Raw genomic sequence first — 15,026 nt, 5'->3', positions numbered from 1 at the left:
TCCGCACCTTCGGGTCGACGCGCCGGTGGCGTATCGACCAGCGGGTAGCCTTGATCCCACAGGCAACACCCGCCGCACCGGCCGCTGCCGTCGCACCCGCCACACAGGTGCTGAACTGCGGTTTTACCGCGTGTCCCACAAGGACCTGCGGATCAGGTGAGTTAGTGTGACCCCAATGCGTGCACCCACCGGAGGAGGAGCAGATGCGTGAGCTCCGCGTCGTCGGAGTGGAAACCGATGGTTCCCACGTCATCTGCCAGGACCCTCAGACGGGTGAGAAATTCCGGATCGCCTCCGACGAACGCCTCCGCGCCGCGGCCCGCGGCGACATCACCAGGCTGGGACAGATCGAGATCGAGATGGAAAGTGCATTGAGGCCACGCGAGATCCAGGCACGCATCCGTGGGGGCGCCTCCATCGCCGAGGTCGCCGCCGCCGCCGGAGTGGGCGTCGAGAAGATCGAACGATTCGCCCACCCGGTCCTGCTCGAACGCACCCGCGCGTGCGAGCTGGCCAGTGCCGCACACCCGATCCGGCACGACGGCCCGGCTGTCGCGACGCTGGCCGAGTCGGTTGCCGAAGGTCTCGTCGCGATGGGCCACAACCCCGCCGACGCCGACTGGGACGCCTGGAAGGGCGACGACGGCTACTGGGTGGTGCAGGTCGCGTGGAGCGTCGGACGCACCGACAATCTCGCGCACTGGCGCTACATGCCCGGCACGCACGGCGGCACCGTCGACCCGCTCGACGACCTGGCCGACGAGCTGACCCACCCCGAGACCATCACGCCGCGACGCCGGCTCACCCCCGTGTCGAATCCGGTGTCAACGCCCGAGGTCTCGGTCGAGGCGACGCCGGACGGCCGCGAAGAGGTCACCGTCGACGCCAACTCCCTCATCGGCGCGCAGCGGGCACGACAGCGAGCGGCCCGCGAGGACGACGGCACCGTGCCGCTCGACTTCGGGTTCGACGACGAGCCGCAGCCGCCGGCCGCCGAGGTCCGCCCGGTCACCCCGATCTCCGCGCCCGTGACCCCGTCCCCCGTTGTGCCGGCTCCCGTCGCACCGGCCCCCGTCGCGCAAGCCCCGGCACCGGCCGAGAGCACGCCCGCGCCGGGCGAGACCGAGACGCCGTCGGACCAGCCCGAGCAACCCGCCGCGCAGGAGTCGGGTGAGCAACCCGCGCCGAAGGACACCACCACCGCCGGCGATCGCCCGCGGAAGAAGAAGTCCCGCAAGCCGTCCGTCCCGGCCTGGGAGGATGTCCTGCTCGGAGTTCGAAGCAACGGGAACAGCTAGCAGATGACGGCACGCGCGGCCACCGTCTGGTTCATCGACTCCCCCGACCCGGCCGGTGACCTTCGAGCCGCGGTACACCCGGCACCCGACGACTCCGGAAACCCCCTGCCCCGACACGATGTCGGTCGCGCGCAGCAGCTCGCGTCGACGATCTACGGCGACAGCGTCCTCGTCCCGCTCGTCGACACCGACCTCGCCACCGCCGCGGCCGCCCGGGACCATCACGTCTACGCCGGGTTCTACGGACCGCTGGCGGTGATCTCGTGCTCGCTGTTCGAGACGACCACACCGTCGATGCTGACCCGGACCCTCGCCGCGATCCGACCGAGTTCGGTGGCCACGCTGCTCCACGTCGATCCCGACACCGCCTTCGGCGCGTTCGCGCGCTGGGAACAGGGGACGCTGCGCCGGTCCTTCTCCGCCGACCCGGTGACCATCCACGAGGACCAGGGTCTGCCGTTCACCTTCGAGCGACCGTTCTGGGCGGGCGAATTCCCGATCCCGTTCACCGAGCGCTTCGCCGCCCAGCCGATGGCGCTGCCGTTCCATCCCGGGCAGCTCGCCGAGGAGGCCAACCGCGACTGGCTCGGGTTCCGCTTCACGCACCCGTTCTCGCCGACGGACCTCGATCCCGCGTCCATACCGGTCACCTGTTTCGCCCTGCACCCGGCCGAGTACGAGCCGACGCCCGAGGACTTCGAGGCCTACCGGGCCGCGAACGCCGCCCGCAACGGTCGACGCGGCGTCGAACGGCATGACGTCGAGATCGGAGAGCCAGGTCCCGAGCGCGGGCGTCGCAGGAAAGGGCGAATCCGGGCGTACTTCGGGTTCTAGGGCTCAGCAGCGGCCGGAACTTCCAGGGTTCAGGTGGGGAAGACGTAGAAGTTGTGGACGCCATGTCCCGTTGTTTTCTACGAAATCCCTGGCCGGTGTTCGATCGGCAACCTCAGCGCGGTCTCAGGGCTCAGCGGCCCATCACCAGCAGCGCCACCGACGACGCCACCCCGGCCAGGAAACCGACCAGCAGGCCCCACACGATCCACCGCCACACCGGCCGGTAGCGGAACTCCCACAGCGTCCAGCCGAGGCCGCCGGCCACGATGAGCACCGCGGCGATGCCCAGGAACCGTTGGATGTTGCCGATCAGTTCGTGGATGCCGACGAGCACGAACGCCCCGAACAAGGCGCAGAACACCGCGACGATGATCCCGAGACCCCACGGTGTGGGTTCGGCGGGACCCGACCATGCGACGGACTCGTGCCGGGCGAGCGGATCGGTGCTGTTCACCACTCCATCGTGCCGGACCGGACGCGTTCGTAGAACGCGACGGCGGCAGCGGTCGCAACGTTGAGGGAATCGGTGCCACGGCTCATCGGGATGCGCGCCCTGACGTCGGAGGCGGCCATCGCGGACCGGGTCAAGCCCGGGCCCTCGGCGCCGACGAGGAATCCGACCTTCTCCGCGTCGACGGCCTCGGCGAGCGTGACGGCCGACGGGTCGGGGGTCATCGAGATGAGCCGGAAGCCGCGTGAGCGCAGGTCGTCGAGACCCGACGGCCACTCCTCGAACCTCGCGAACGGCACCAGCAGCGCATGGCCCATGGAGACGCGTACGCAGCGTCGGTACAGCGGGTCGGCGCAGCCGCGGCCGAACAACACGGCGTCGACGCCGAGGCCCGCGGCGTTGCGGAAGATCGAGCCGATGTTCTCGTGGTCGTTGACGCCCTCGAGGATCGCGACCGTCTTCGCGCCGGCGATGACCTCCTCGACCGATAGCAGCGGTGGGCGCCGCGCCACGGCCAGGACTCCGCGGTTGAGGTGGAACCCGACGACCTCGGCCATGATCTCGGCCGAGGTGCGATAGAAGGGCACGCCCTGCAGCGACGGGTCGCGTAGGTCGCCGGAGAGTTCCTGAAGTCGTTTGTCGACGCCGAAGAACGCGTGCGGCGAGAACCGGGAGGCGATCATCCGCTGGGCGACCAGCACGCCCTCGGCGATGACGAGGCCGCGTCCGGGACGTCCGCCCGGCAACACCGGAAGGTCGGGGCGGCGGTCGACCGAGTTGAGGTCGCGGAAGTCCTCGACCCGCGGATCCTGCGGGTCGTCGATGTCGATCACGTCAACTGCGAGCCCGGGCACGCCGAACAGTGTGCCACCCGGGTGTCCAGTGGCCTCGGACACGGTCCCGCGGTGCGTGGCTCACGTGTCGGTCCCCGGCCTCCGCACGCTGCGGTCGCCTCCCGGGAGCGCCGGATGCGCGGCTCGCTCGCCCGGTACGTGCCCGGAACGTCCCGATGTGAAAATGTGGAGGGCGTGACCAGTGTCTCGACCCCGAAGTCACGTCTGTCCCTGCAGCGCGCCACCGACGCCGACTGGGACGACATCATCCTCACCGACGCGCGCGCATTCGCCATGCGCAATCCGCTGCCGGACGACGAACGCGCCGACCTGCGCAACAAGGTCGCCGACGACGACATCGTCCTGGTCCGCGACACCGGGCTGCGTTCCCACCTGCTCGTCGGGGTGTCGATGTTCTACCGGATGTCGATGTCGCTGCCCGGCGCCGGCGTCGCCGATGCCGCGGGCCTGTCGTGGGTGTCGGTAGCCTCGACACATCGTCGTCGCGGAATCCTGCGCCGCATGCTGACCGAGCTCTTCGAGCAGTGGGAGTCGGAGGATTTCACCTTCGCGATCCTCACCGCCAGCGAGGGCACGATCTACGAGCGCTTCGGGTTCGGGCCGGCTTGTTTCTCCCACACCGTCTCGCTGACCCCGGGCCGACCGGTGATGCGCAGCCCGCAGCCGAAGGACGCCACCGTCCGCTTCGCGGACCGCGAGGAGATCGCCGCGGCCGTCCCCGACCTGCACGCCCGCTGGACCCTCGGCACGCCGGGCGCACTGACCCGCACGCCCGCGTGGTGGGCGCCGATCCTCGCCGACCGGCCGTCGGAGCGCCCGCTGAGCTCGAGCGGCCTGCACTACCTGCTGCACGACGACGGATACGCCAGCTACCGCATCTACAAGGACCCGTCCGGCAGCGTGCGCGGCGAGGTCAACGAGATCTTCGCCGTCACCGACGACGCACACACCGACCTGTGGCGTGTGCTCGTCAGCCTCGATCTGATCCCGTCGCTGACCGCGACCGTCCCCGTCGACGACCCGCTGCGGTTCAAACTCACCGACCTCCGCGCGGTGACGGTGACCGGCCGCCGCGACGAGATGTGGCTGCGCATCCTCGACGTCCCGGCCGCGCTTTCGGCGCGCAAGTACGCCGCAGACCTCGACGTCGTCCTCGACATCACCGACGAATTCCGTGGTCGTGGAGGGGTTTACAAGCTGTCGGTGCGCGGCGGCGATGCGATCGTCACCCCCGCCGAAGCGGGCATCGCGCCGACCGTGCGGATGGATACCTCGGTGCTGTCGAGCATCTACCTCGGCGGCATCCGCCCCTCGGAGTTCGCCGCTGCCGGCCGGCTCGACGTCGACTCCCCGACAACGCTTCGAGCACTCGACCTGGCGTTCAGCACCGATCGCGCGCCGTTCTCCGGCACGTTCTTCTGATCCTTCGATCGGACGTAGCTCAGACCGCCGCCCGCGGTCGTGGCACATCCGTGTCCGGGACGGTGAGGATCTTGTTGAAGATCCTCACCCCCTCACGCAGCGTCTCTCGCTCGGCCGGGGTGAGCTCCCGCAAGCGGTCGCTGAGCCACGCCTCGCGGGCCGCCAATTCGTCCTTGATCACCTCGAGCCCCTGCGGGGAGAGCGCGACGATCGCCTGACGACCGTCCGTGGGATGCGGTTCACGCTTGATCATGCCGAGGTCGGCGAGGGACGCGATGACCCGGGTCATCGAGGGCGGTCGCACACGCTCGGCCGCGGCGAGCGCACCCGGTGTCATGGGCCCTTCCTGGTGCAGCGTGTAGAGCGCCGACAGCTGGGTCAACGACACCAGCTTGTTCTCGCGACGCCCACGCAGGCGACGCGCCAGGCGTACGACGGCCAAGGACAGGTCCCCCGAAAGGCTTCCGTCACCGAACGGTGAATGCATTCTCCCAGCGTATGCGAGGTGGTTCGGTGGACGTATATAAGCAACGCAAATTGACCCGGCCGGATGACACCGGCCGTGACCAGCGCCGCAACAATCGACGACGCGCGTGTGTGCAGATCTGAGACGTCAGCCGAGGAGGTCGGAGATGGGGCCGCGCGCGAAGTACGCGACGAACACCAGGGCCACCAACCACAGCAGCGGATGGACCTTCCGGACGTTGCCGCTCGCGGTCGCCATGACCACCCAGCTGATGAAGCCGACGCCGATGCCATTGGCGATCGAGTAGGTGAACGGCATCGACACAACCGTCAGGAAGGCCGGCAGCGCGTAGTCGAAGCGGGTGAAGTCGACGTCACGTAGCTGCCCGATCATCATCGCCCCGACGACGACCAGCGCGGGCGCGACCGCCTCGAGCGGGATGACCTCGTACAGCGGCGTCAAGAACATGGCGGCGAGGAACAGCGCACCGGTGACGATGTTGGCGAGGCCCGTGCGGGCGCCCTCGGCGATACCGGACGCGGACTCGACGAAGACCGTGTTGGACGACGACGAGGCGACGCCGCCGACGATCGCGCCGCTGCCCTCGACGACCAGCGCGCGGCCGATGTTCGGGAGGTTGCCCTTCTCATCGGTGAGCCCGGCCTCCTTGCCGAGACCGGTCATCGTGCCCATGGCGTCGAAGAAGTTCGACAGCACGAGAGCGAACACGAACACCGACGCCGAGAGCACACCGATGCGGGTGAAGGCGCCGAACAGGTCGACGTCCCCGACGAGGCTCAGGTCGGGCAGGCTGCCGAGCGCCCCCGGGATGTCGGGAACCGACAGACCCCAGCCCTTGGGGTTCTCGACTCCCGAGCCGTAGTCGAACACCGACTCCAGGATGATCGACAGGATCGTCGTGATGACGATGCCGATGAGCAGGCCGCCCGGGACCCTCCGCACCACGAGGACGCCCATGATCAGCACGCCGAGCGCGAAGATCAGGGTCGGGACGGATGCGATCGAGTTGTCGATGCCGAGCTGGACCGGGACGGTGGTGCCCGCGGCGTCGGGGATGCGCTTGACGAACCCGGCGTCGACGAAGCCGACGAAGGCGATGAAGGCGCCGATGCCCGCGGCGATCGCCGCCTTGAGTTCGGGCGGGACCGCGTTGAAGACCGCGGTGCGGAAGCCGGTGACCGCCAGCAGAACGATGATGATGCCATCGACGACCACCAGGCCCATTGCCTCGGGCCAGGTGACCTCCGGCGCGATGGTGACCGCGAGCAGGCTGTTGATGCCGAGGCCGGCGGCGATGGCGAACGGATAGTTGGCAACGAGGCCGAACAGGATCGACATGACGCCGGCGACCAGCGCGGTGACCGCCGCGACCTGGGCCAGCGGGAGGACGTTGCCGAGCACGTCGGTGTTCTTGTCCCCGCCGGGGATGCCGCCGATGATGATCGGGTTCAGCACCACGATGTAGGCCATCGTGAAGAAGCTGACCAGGCCGCCACGCAGCTCTCGATTGATCGTCGAGCCGCGTTCGGTGATCTTGAAGAAGCGGTCGAGGGGACCGCTCGGGATCGCGGTCGACGGGCCCTTCGTGGTGGTGGGCCCGGTTTCCGCGGGCACCGGTTCGGAAGCGGTTGTGGCGGCGGTGTCGTCGGGTGTCACGTCGCCGGACTCACTCGGAACATCGTTGGTCACCTGAGGAAAGCTACTCTTTGTGCCATGTCCGATGTTGACGACATCCCCGAACTGCCCCGAGCACTGCGCGCCCCCGAGCCGGTCATCGTGGTGGGGATGCTGGCGTGGGTCGTCGCATCGGTGGTGGTCGCCATCACCGACGTCGGCGGCGACAAGGCACTTCAGATCTGTTTGGTCGGGCTGGCCGTGGGCCTCCTCGGCACCACCATCGTGTTCGTTCAGAAGGCCGGTGTCCGACGCGGCGCCAAGGGCGCCCAGGTGGGTCTGGACTAGCGGTCGGCGGCCCTCGGGGCGGTGATCCTCGGAGCGGTGGCCCTCGAGGCCGCGGTTGTCGAGATGGCGGCCCTCAGTGCTCGACGAAGATCCAGCCGAGGTGCTCCCGCCCCCACTCGCGCGCCTCGTCCGGACTCGCGAACGGGCGCGTCTCGAGCGTGGTCAGCAGCAGTGAGTGGGTGATCCGAACCAGGACCTCGGCGATGCGCCGCGCCCGCTGCCCGGTCGGGTCCGCACCGGCGAGTCCGGTGACGCGGGCGGTGAGGTAGTCGACGGCACGGTCGAACACCGGCCCCGACGCCACGGAGAGCACGCGGAGCGTGGTCGCCGGGTCGGTTGCGTATTCACGCGCCAGCAGCGGGTGGTCGTAGAAGGCCCAGAAGATCTGCGCGAAGCCCTCGACGAGTCGCTCGCGCGGGTCGTCGACCGCGTCGAGGTTCGCGTCGACCCGGGCGAAGAGCGCGTCCGCCTCCCTCGACAGGAGGTCGGTGAAGAGGTCCTCCTTGTGGGGCCAGCGACGGTAGACGGTCATGTGGGAGACGCCGGCCAGCGCGGCGATGGCCTCGATCGAGGTCCGCTTCATCCCCTTGCTGAGGATCGACGACATCGCCGCGTCGAGGATCTTCTGTCCGGTGCGTTCCGCACGGGACATGCCCGGGCTCTTCACACGCACATCATCGCAATGTTAGTGTTCAGGCCGACTACTAACATTTCTGGGGGGACGCGATGACACTCACAGATCAGACCGGTTCCGTCGACGCGACGACACCCGAACAGGCGACGTCGGCCGTCGACCTCACCGACCTGCCGCCGGCGGTCGAGCAGTTCCGGTGGCATCTGGGCAGCTTGCTGTTCGGATTCTTCGTCGCGTCGTTCTTCGACCAGGTCGCCCTTGCGCCGGTCGCGGCGGCCGTCGACCGGACCGGCCGCTTCGCCGACAACTTCGTCGATCGCGGTCTCCGTAGCTTCGGCGCCGAACAGTTGGTGCTGTGGGGCGACGACCGAACCCGAGACGAATTCGCCGATCGACTGAAGTACCTGCATCGCGAGGTCCGCGGCACCGGACACGGCGCCTTCGCCGGGACCCGTTACAGCGCACTCGATCCGACGCTGTGGAACTGGATCGCGATGAGCGCCATGATGGGTTACCTCCACAGCTTCACCCCGTGCACGGGCATCGAACTCACCCCGGACGAGGAGGAACTCGCCTACGCACTCATGCTCGAGCGGTTCGGCGTGCTCCAGTTGCCGGGCAAGTCCTATCAGCTGCCCGCCACCCTGGCCGACGCCCGGCGGTGGTACGACGAGGTGGTTGCCGAACGGGTGCAACCGAACTCGTTCCTCGACGAGGTCACCGAAGGACTCACCCGACTGCCCCTGCCCACGATCGGTCTGCCACCGGTCGTGCGGACCGTCCTCACCCCAATCTGGATGCTGGTCCGCCCTCTGGCCGGTCACGTCGTCAAGGTGTGTTCGTTCAGCATTCTGCATCCGGGCGTGCGGGCGGCGACCACGGTACGTCTCGGCCGTCGTGAGCAGTGGGAGTTCCGCCTGTACCAGCGCCTCCTGCAGGCCGCGTGGCGGCACCTTCCTCGACGAATCATCCTGACCCCCATGGCCTATCACCAGTACCGGCGCGAACGGCTGGCACGTTCGTACCGGTCCATGCAGCTGGACTCGTTCGCAGCAGAGTGTCCGGCGTCGGAGCGGCGGTGTCCTGCGACGCCCTAGCGGTCAGTGATCGCCGCGTGGGGTGAGCCGTCGAAACGGGCTCACCCCGCGCGGTCGATGATCTCGTCCAACCGCCCGTCGAGCAACTTCACCGCTTCCCCGAGGAACGCGAACGCCTCGTTGTGCGTCTGGCCGTGGTAGTAGCGGTAGTAGATCTGCTGGGCGATCACGGCGGCGCGGAACAGGCCGAACGCCTCGTACCAGCGCCACTTGTGCGGGGTCATCTCGAAACCCATGCGCTCGCAATAGCGTTCGACGAACTCCGCACGGGTGATCATGCCCGGCAGGTGCGTCGGCACGCGGCGCATCATCTGCTGGGCGTCGGAGTCGTCGGCCTGGATCCAGTACGCCATCGACCCCGCGACATCCATCAGCGGATCGCCGAGCGTGGCCATCTCCCAGTCGAGGATGCCGATGACCTCGGTCGGGTCGTTCTTGTCGAGGACGACGTTGTCGAGCTTGAAGTCGTTGTGGATGACGCAGTTCCCGACGTCATCGGGCTGGTGCTCGTCGAGCCAGGCCATCGCCTTCTCGAGGTCGGGGACGTCGGCGGTGTGCGCGTTGCGGAAGCGCGTGATCCAACCGCCGACCTGCCGCTTCACATAGCCGGGTCCCTTGCCGAGGTCGCCCAGGCCCGTCTTGGTGACGTCCACCGAGTGCACCTCGACGAGGGTGTCGATGAAGTTGAAGCACAGCTGTCGTGCCTGTTCGGGGCTCAACGGGACGTCGGCCGGCCATTCCTTGCGCGGGATCACCCCGTCGATGCGACCCATGACGTAGAAGTCGGCGCCGAGCACCGACTGGTCGTCGCAGAAGGCGATCATCGGCGCGATGTAAGGGATCACCTCGGCGAGTTCGGACTGGATGCGGTATTCGCGCCGCATGTCGTGCGCGCCCTTGGCCTTGGTGCCCCGCGGTGCGTGACGCAGGATCAGGTCACGCGTCGGATAACGCAGCAGGAACGTGAGATTCGATGCGCCGCCGGAGAACTGCCGCACCTGCGGCGTCGCGTCGAGTCCTTCGACATCCGGTGCCGCGGTGCGCAGCCACGACGCCACCGCCTCGACGTCGAATGCGTCCTCGTCCCGGACCTCCCTGGCGCCGGCCACCTCGTCAGACATGGTTGATCTCTTCACCCTTCCGATTCGAATATGTGAGTCGATGGACCGCGTCAGCGGTACTTGCCGAGTTCCAGCCGCGCGACGACGTTGCGGTGGACCTCGTCCGGCCCGTCGGCCAGCCGCAGCGACCGCGCCCCCACCCACGCCTGGGCGAGCGGGAAGTCGTCGGTCATACCGGCACCGCCGTGCAACTGGATCGCCATGTCGATGACCGACAGCGCCATGTTCGGCACTTCGACCTTGATCTCGCTGACCGCCGACAGCGCCTCGCGGCTCATGCCCTGGTCGAGCAGCCACGCGGCGTGTAGCACCAGCAACCGCGACCGGTTGATGGCGATGCGGGCGTCGGCGATGCGTTCGCCGTTGCCGCCCAGCTTGGCCAGCGGCTTCCCGAACGCCTCACGCGAAAGCGCGCGCCGGACACCGAGTTCGAGCGCACGTTCGGCCAGGCCGATCGCCCGCATGCAGTGATGCACGCGACCGGGCCCGAGGCGTCCCTGCGCGATCTCGAAAGCACGGCCCGGTCCGAGGAGGATGTTCGACGCCGGGACGCGCACGTCGTCGAAGCTGACCTCGCCGTGCCCGAACGGCTCGTCGAAGTACCCCATCGTGGTGAGCATCCGCTCGACCTTCACCCCCGGGGTGTCGATCGGGACGAGCACCATCGTGTGCCGGGAGTGGCGGTCGGCGTCGGGGTCGGTGACGCCCATGAAGATCAGCACCTTGCAGTCGGGGTGCCCGACTCCGGTGGAGAACCACTTGGTGCCGTTGATGACCACGTCCTCGCCGTCGAGGACCGCGGTCGCGGCCATGTTGGTGGCGTCCGACGACGCGACCGCGGGTTCGGTCATGCAGAACGCGCTGCGGATGTCGGCGCGCAACAGCGGCTCGAGCCACTGCTTGCGCTGCTCCTCGGTGCCGTAGCGGAGCAGCACCTCCATGTTGCCGGTGTCCGGCGCGTTGCAGTTGAAGATGACCGGCGCGAGCGCCGACGACCCCATGGCCTCCGCGATCGGCGCGTAGTCGACGTTCGACAGGCCCTCTCCCCCATCGGTGCCGAAGTCCGCGGCATAGCGGCCGGCGTGCGCGGCGGGCAGGAAGAGGTTCCACAGCCCTTCTGCGCGCGCCTGTTGCTGCAGGTCGGCGATGATCGGTGACGGCGTCCACGGGTTGCCGCCCTCGTCACGACGTTTCTTGATGTCCCGGTGGATCTCGGCTTCGACGGGTTCGATCTTTTCGGTGACGAACGCCCGCACCCGCTCGGTGAGCTCGGCGGACCGCGGTGACGGAGAGAAGTCCATGCCCCGACCGTATCGTGGGTCACTGGTCCCAGGGGCTACTTCCAATAGAGCGTGGTCCCCTCCGGCCCGCCCGTCGTACGGATCAATTTGGCGAAGCAGTGGTCGGGATCGAAGCCCTGGGCGCGGCACCAGTTGTTCGCCTCCAGAGGCCCCGGGAACGTCGCCGCGGCAACCGTCACCCACCAGCCCGAGTACGAGAACACCGGCCACTCGTCGCTGTACAGCAGCCGAACGTCGTTGAAGCGCAGCCGGAGTGCGAGGAACTCGTCGAGGATCGCCGGATCGTCCCAGGTGCGGCCATCGGCGACGAGGCCCGGTCGCTTGGAACTGAGCTGCGCCACCCAGCGATTGTCGAGGTCGGCGAGGATGAACGCGCGGTCGGCGTCGGCCTGCAGGCGGAGCGCGCTCGCGCTGTCGCGGTCACGTTGGCACCCGCCGGCAACGATGCACCCGTCGCCACCGACGACGCCGAGGACATCCCCGACTCCGACACGGGCAACGACGGCGGCGCGTCCGGTGTCGCGCCCTTGTCGCATTCCACGAGATAGCGGTCGCCGTTCGCGCCACCGTTGCCGGAACCGGATCCGCCGAAAGATGTTCCGTCAGGCAGGGTGTCCGGGAGCCGATAGAAGCTGCCCGGCGGATAGGTGAGCTCCAGCGTCAACGCCGCCCCACGTCGTCGAGGGACGGCACCGCGACCGGAGTGCGCCGGAAGTCGAAGTCGCCCGACGCGATGAGTCCACTGCCGTCGGAGATGGTGATCCGGGTCCGCGGACCGTAGAGGACGTCGCCGGCGGGACATCTCGCGGTGACCTTCATCGTCACCACCAGACCGCCGGCCGCGGTGCGGAAGGTCTGCGGTTCGAAGACCGGTGAAGAACCACAGGGCGTGACGTATGTGGTTCCGCCGGAACCGGTGTCAGGTTCTCGCTCGGTTCCGGGGATGATCGCTCGTGGGCCCGTGGGGGCGAAGCCGGTGATGGTGGTGTCGGTGAGGGTGACCAGGCGATCGCCGACGGCGAAGGTGAGGGCCCGGCCTTCAGTGCCCGCCAGGTTCCCGATCGCCGCGGCAGGCAAGGTCCAGGCCGGGACTCCCGTCGCCAGATCGACGGCACTCACGCCACCCTCGGCGGTGGCTGCGATGAGTCGCTCTCCGTCCGTGACGGCGTGGCCGCTCGCCGTGGACGGGCCGAGAGCGGAGGACTCCCATCGCCGATCTCCCGTCGCGGTGTCAGGGTGCGTCGTCGAGATCGGGGCGCCCATGCCCAGCGACGCGACGTAGAGCACCGACGCCGCGGTCGCCTCGGCGGCGAAGCCCTGCGGCGGGTCGAGCTCGATGATCTTGCGAGGTATGCGTTCGGTTGCGCTGGTTCGGACTTGCGACCTCCGACACCGCCACATGGCCACCCGGAAGTTCGGTCGTCGAGCCGTCGGGGCGCAGCATCACGACCCGGCGGTCGGTCAGTGTGAACCCCTCCGCCGGAGTACCCGCTTGGACGGCCAGCGTGCCGTCGTCGAATCTGCCGATCTCCGAGGAGCCACCCGTCTCCGAGAAGATGGTGTGCCCATGAGCGCCGATACCGCGTACACGACGAGTCCGGCGTACACCACTGCGTTGTCGGTGGCGGTGAGATAGGTCGAGTCGCCACTGCCGTTGGCGGGTTCCGGAAGCGGGCTCACCGGCCGCGACCACTCCACGGTTCCGTCGCGGGTGATCTTGAGAATGGTGAGCGAGTCATCGAACCGCGCGAGGAAAGCGGCCTCGCCGTTGTAGGCCACGGCTTCGGTGGTCGTCGGCTTGGCCACGCTCGAGACAACCTTGCCTGTTCTGGTGTCGATGAAGTGGAGGTCGGTCTCCCCTCCGCAGACGATGACGTGGTCGACGATCCGGTCCGCGCAATGTCGCACCTGCCGGTCGAACCGCCAACTGTCACCGGTCTCGACGTCGATACCGACCACCCAGCTGTCGGTCACACCGCTGAAATCGCCGCCCACGAGGGTCACCAGCGATTGCCCGTCGGTGACCGCCCCGAGCGCGCCGTAGCGCCCTTCCGACGGGATGACCGAGTTGAACTTCGTGCCTCCCAGCGACGCCGCGTCGACTCTCCACTCCGCACCCGGCGCCGTGGGATACGACCGCGTCAGCTGTCCGGCGACGAGTTCGGGTTCGCCCGACTGCCGCATCTTCCACCAGACCACCCCGCCGGCGACCAGCGCGCGCACGCACACGAGCGCAAGACCGGTGATCAGGTACGCCTCGGCGTTCGATCGGCGCCGCGGCGGAGGTTGCCACCCCGGCATCGGATATCCGGGTGGCGGCATGCCCGGTGGGCCCATGGGCAGGGCCGACCCCGGTGGACCGACCTGCCCCGTCGGCCCCGCACCGGGGCCCTGGTACGGGTACTGCGGTCCCACGGCCATCCCGCCGGCGGCCCCGTACGGGATCTGCCCGATCCGGGGTCTCGGCGAACGGATCGGGCCGGGATCGCCCCGGACGGGGTGGTCGCGTTCGGATCGGTGGGACGTCCGCGTCGGACGAGATGGCCTTGTCCAACGAGACACCCTTGTTCAGCGAGACGCCCTTGTTCAGCGAGACGCCCTTGTTCAGCGAGACGCCCTTGTCCGACGACACCCCGGGCACGACGGTCGGCGGCTCGGACCCGGGTCGCGTCGCCGCGGTCGGCGACTCGCCGGGATCGGGCGGCAACGAGCCGGGGCCTCCGTCACCCGTGGGACATCTCCACAGTCAGGCCCAGGAGACGCCGGGCGACTATCCCCCGTGTGGACTATTCCACCCGGTGAGTACCCTCCGGCGGGGCGTCGACGACGGGAACCCCTGCGCGATGCCGGTTTTCGTACCGCAGCAACGCCTGGGTGCATGCCCATACCCAGATCGCGCCGAACAGCCAGCCCGAGAGCACGTCGGTGGTCCAGTGCACGCCGAGTTCGATTCTGGTGAGCCCCACCAGGATCGAAATCAGCGGGGCCAGTAACAGAATCCACCGGTGATCGCGAACCCACGCCAAACAGCGATACGCAGCCACCGCACACAGCCCGAACACGATCATCGTCATCATCGCGTGACCCGATGGGTAGGAGAACGTGTCGATGTTGAGCAGCCGATCCTCGACCGGCGGCCGGTTGCGGGCGAATCCGAACTTCAGCGCCTGTGAGATCGCGAATCCGATGATCGTGCCGGCCGCGACGAAGACGGCGTCGGCGGTTCGTCGAACCGCGGCGAGCGCCACGACCACGAGAACGGTGACCGCGGTGAGGGTGATCGTGTTGCCGAAGACCGTGATCACCTCGGCGATCGTGTTCCACGGCTCGGTGCGGTGGGTGACCACCCATTCCCAGACGTTCTCGTCGATCCACGTCGGCGAGATGAACATCCGTCACCGGCCTTTCTCTGTCTCGGAGGAGTGTCGAGCCGCCCCTTGCCTCACCCTATCCCGACGTCCGCAACCATCCGGTCGACCGACAACCGCAGTCCGGTGACCTGCACACACAGCCGGATCAAGCCGCCTTCAAGTGCGCCACAAGCCGCCGGTTCGACAGTGGTTGC

Annotated in this window: 16 protein-coding genes; 5 read left to right on the top strand and 11 right to left on the bottom strand. The window is 68.5% G+C overall.

Going from position 1 to position 15,026, the window contains the following annotated elements; genetic code table 11:
* The first annotated feature begins 203 nt into the window (after positions 1 to 203).
* Together sepH and ABFT43_RS04125 are read left to right on the top strand one after the other, a co-directional pair.
* The gene (sepH, locus tag ABFT43_RS04130; RefSeq protein WP_347959094.1) at positions 204 to 1,298 is read left to right on the top strand and encodes a septation protein SepH; all 1,095 of its coding nucleotides are present in this window, start codon (positions 204 to 206) and stop codon (positions 1,296 to 1,298) included.
* A gap of 3 nt (positions 1,299 to 1,301) precedes the next feature.
* The gene (locus tag ABFT43_RS04125; RefSeq protein ID WP_347959093.1) at positions 1,302 to 2,132 is read left to right on the top strand and encodes a DUF6928 family protein; all 831 of its coding nucleotides are present in this window, start codon (positions 1,302 to 1,304) and stop codon (positions 2,130 to 2,132) included.
* Positions 2,133 to 2,262: 130 nt separating this feature from the next.
* Here ABFT43_RS04125 and ABFT43_RS04120 read toward each other — a convergent pair whose 3' ends face one another.
* Positions 2,263 to 2,586, bottom strand: a complete 324-nt coding sequence (locus tag ABFT43_RS04120) for a DUF2537 domain-containing protein (RefSeq protein WP_347959092.1) — start codon at positions 2,584 to 2,586, stop codon at positions 2,263 to 2,265.
* Positions 2,583 to 3,437 (bottom strand): TrmH family RNA methyltransferase, encoded by an 855-nt coding sequence (locus ABFT43_RS04115; protein ID WP_347959091.1) that lies wholly within the window; start codon positions 3,435 to 3,437, stop codon positions 2,583 to 2,585. The genes ABFT43_RS04120 and ABFT43_RS04115 overlap by 4 nt, the downstream gene beginning before the upstream one ends.
* Positions 3,438 to 3,611: 174 nt before the next feature.
* On the opposite strand from ABFT43_RS04115, the gene ABFT43_RS04110 reads away from it, so the two are divergent.
* Positions 3,612 to 4,859 carry a GNAT family N-acetyltransferase gene (locus tag ABFT43_RS04110; RefSeq protein WP_347959090.1) on the top strand — a complete coding sequence of 416 codons (1,248 nt, stop codon included), beginning with the start codon at positions 3,612 to 3,614 and terminating at the stop codon, positions 4,857 to 4,859.
* Positions 4,860 to 4,878: 19 nt separating this feature from the next.
* Here ABFT43_RS04110 and ABFT43_RS04105 read toward each other — a convergent pair whose 3' ends face one another.
* Together ABFT43_RS04105 and ABFT43_RS04100 are read right to left on the bottom strand one after the other, a co-directional pair.
* Positions 4,879 to 5,346 carry a MarR family winged helix-turn-helix transcriptional regulator gene (locus ABFT43_RS04105; RefSeq protein ID WP_347959089.1) on the bottom strand — a complete coding sequence of 156 codons (468 nt, stop codon included), beginning with the start codon at positions 5,344 to 5,346 and terminating at the stop codon, positions 4,879 to 4,881.
* Positions 5,347 to 5,472: 126 nt separating this feature from the next.
* Positions 5,473 to 6,960 (bottom strand): NCS2 family permease, encoded by a 1,488-nt coding sequence (locus ABFT43_RS04100; RefSeq protein ID WP_347959270.1) that lies wholly within the window; start codon positions 6,958 to 6,960, stop codon positions 5,473 to 5,475.
* A 99-nt stretch (positions 6,961 to 7,059) separates the two neighbouring features.
* Between ABFT43_RS04100 and ABFT43_RS04095 the strand changes: the two genes are divergently transcribed.
* Complete coding sequence (locus tag ABFT43_RS04095; protein WP_347959088.1) at positions 7,060 to 7,308, top strand: DUF2530 domain-containing protein; 249 nt, start codon at positions 7,060 to 7,062, stop codon at positions 7,306 to 7,308.
* Positions 7,309 to 7,381: 73 nt separating this feature from the next.
* Here the strand turns inward: ABFT43_RS04095 and ABFT43_RS04090 are convergent, their stop codons facing one another.
* Positions 7,382 to 7,960 (bottom strand): TetR/AcrR family transcriptional regulator, encoded by a 579-nt coding sequence (locus ABFT43_RS04090; protein WP_347959087.1) that lies wholly within the window; start codon positions 7,958 to 7,960, stop codon positions 7,382 to 7,384.
* A 74-nt stretch (positions 7,961 to 8,034) separates the two neighbouring features.
* On the opposite strand from ABFT43_RS04090, the gene ABFT43_RS04085 reads away from it, so the two are divergent.
* Positions 8,035 to 9,039: an oxygenase MpaB family protein gene (locus ABFT43_RS04085; RefSeq protein ID WP_347959086.1), complete on the top strand. Its 1,005-nt coding sequence runs from the start codon at positions 8,035 to 8,037 to the stop codon at positions 9,037 to 9,039.
* A gap of 41 nt (positions 9,040 to 9,080) precedes the next feature.
* Here ABFT43_RS04085 and ABFT43_RS04080 read toward each other — a convergent pair whose 3' ends face one another.
* From ABFT43_RS04080 to ABFT43_RS04050, 6 genes are all read right to left on the bottom strand, one after another.
* Positions 9,081 to 10,160 (bottom strand): phosphotransferase family protein, encoded by a 1,080-nt coding sequence (locus ABFT43_RS04080; RefSeq protein WP_347959085.1) that lies wholly within the window; start codon positions 10,158 to 10,160, stop codon positions 9,081 to 9,083.
* A 50-nt stretch (positions 10,161 to 10,210) separates the two neighbouring features.
* Positions 10,211 to 11,461: an acyl-CoA dehydrogenase family protein gene (locus ABFT43_RS04075; protein WP_347959084.1), complete on the bottom strand. Its 1,251-nt coding sequence runs from the start codon at positions 11,459 to 11,461 to the stop codon at positions 10,211 to 10,213.
* A 35-nt stretch (positions 11,462 to 11,496) separates the two neighbouring features.
* Positions 11,497 to 11,997 carry a hypothetical protein gene (locus tag ABFT43_RS04070; RefSeq protein WP_347959083.1) on the bottom strand — a complete coding sequence of 167 codons (501 nt, stop codon included), beginning with the start codon at positions 11,995 to 11,997 and terminating at the stop codon, positions 11,497 to 11,499.
* Positions 11,998 to 12,121: 124 nt separating this feature from the next.
* Positions 12,122 to 12,862 (bottom strand): outer membrane protein assembly factor BamB family protein, encoded by a 741-nt coding sequence (locus ABFT43_RS04065; protein WP_457590093.1) that lies wholly within the window; start codon positions 12,860 to 12,862, stop codon positions 12,122 to 12,124.
* 60 nt (positions 12,863 to 12,922) lie between these two features.
* Entirely contained in the window at positions 12,923 to 13,762 is an 840-nt protein-coding gene (locus tag ABFT43_RS04055) for a hypothetical protein (protein WP_347959082.1), read from the bottom strand.
* Positions 13,763 to 14,247: 485 nt separating this feature from the next.
* Positions 14,248 to 14,853 carry a phosphatase PAP2 family protein gene (locus ABFT43_RS04050; RefSeq protein ID WP_347959081.1) on the bottom strand — a complete coding sequence of 202 codons (606 nt, stop codon included), beginning with the start codon at positions 14,851 to 14,853 and terminating at the stop codon, positions 14,248 to 14,250.
* Positions 14,854 to 15,026 lie beyond the last annotated feature (173 nt).

Origin of the sequence: Gordonia aurantiaca (genome assembly GCF_039939235.1) — a bacterium.
Taxonomy (GTDB): domain Bacteria; phylum Actinomycetota; class Actinomycetes; order Mycobacteriales; family Mycobacteriaceae; genus Gordonia.
The sequence above is the reverse complement of the archived record's forward strand: the minus strand, read 5'-3'. Positions and strand labels throughout refer to the sequence as shown.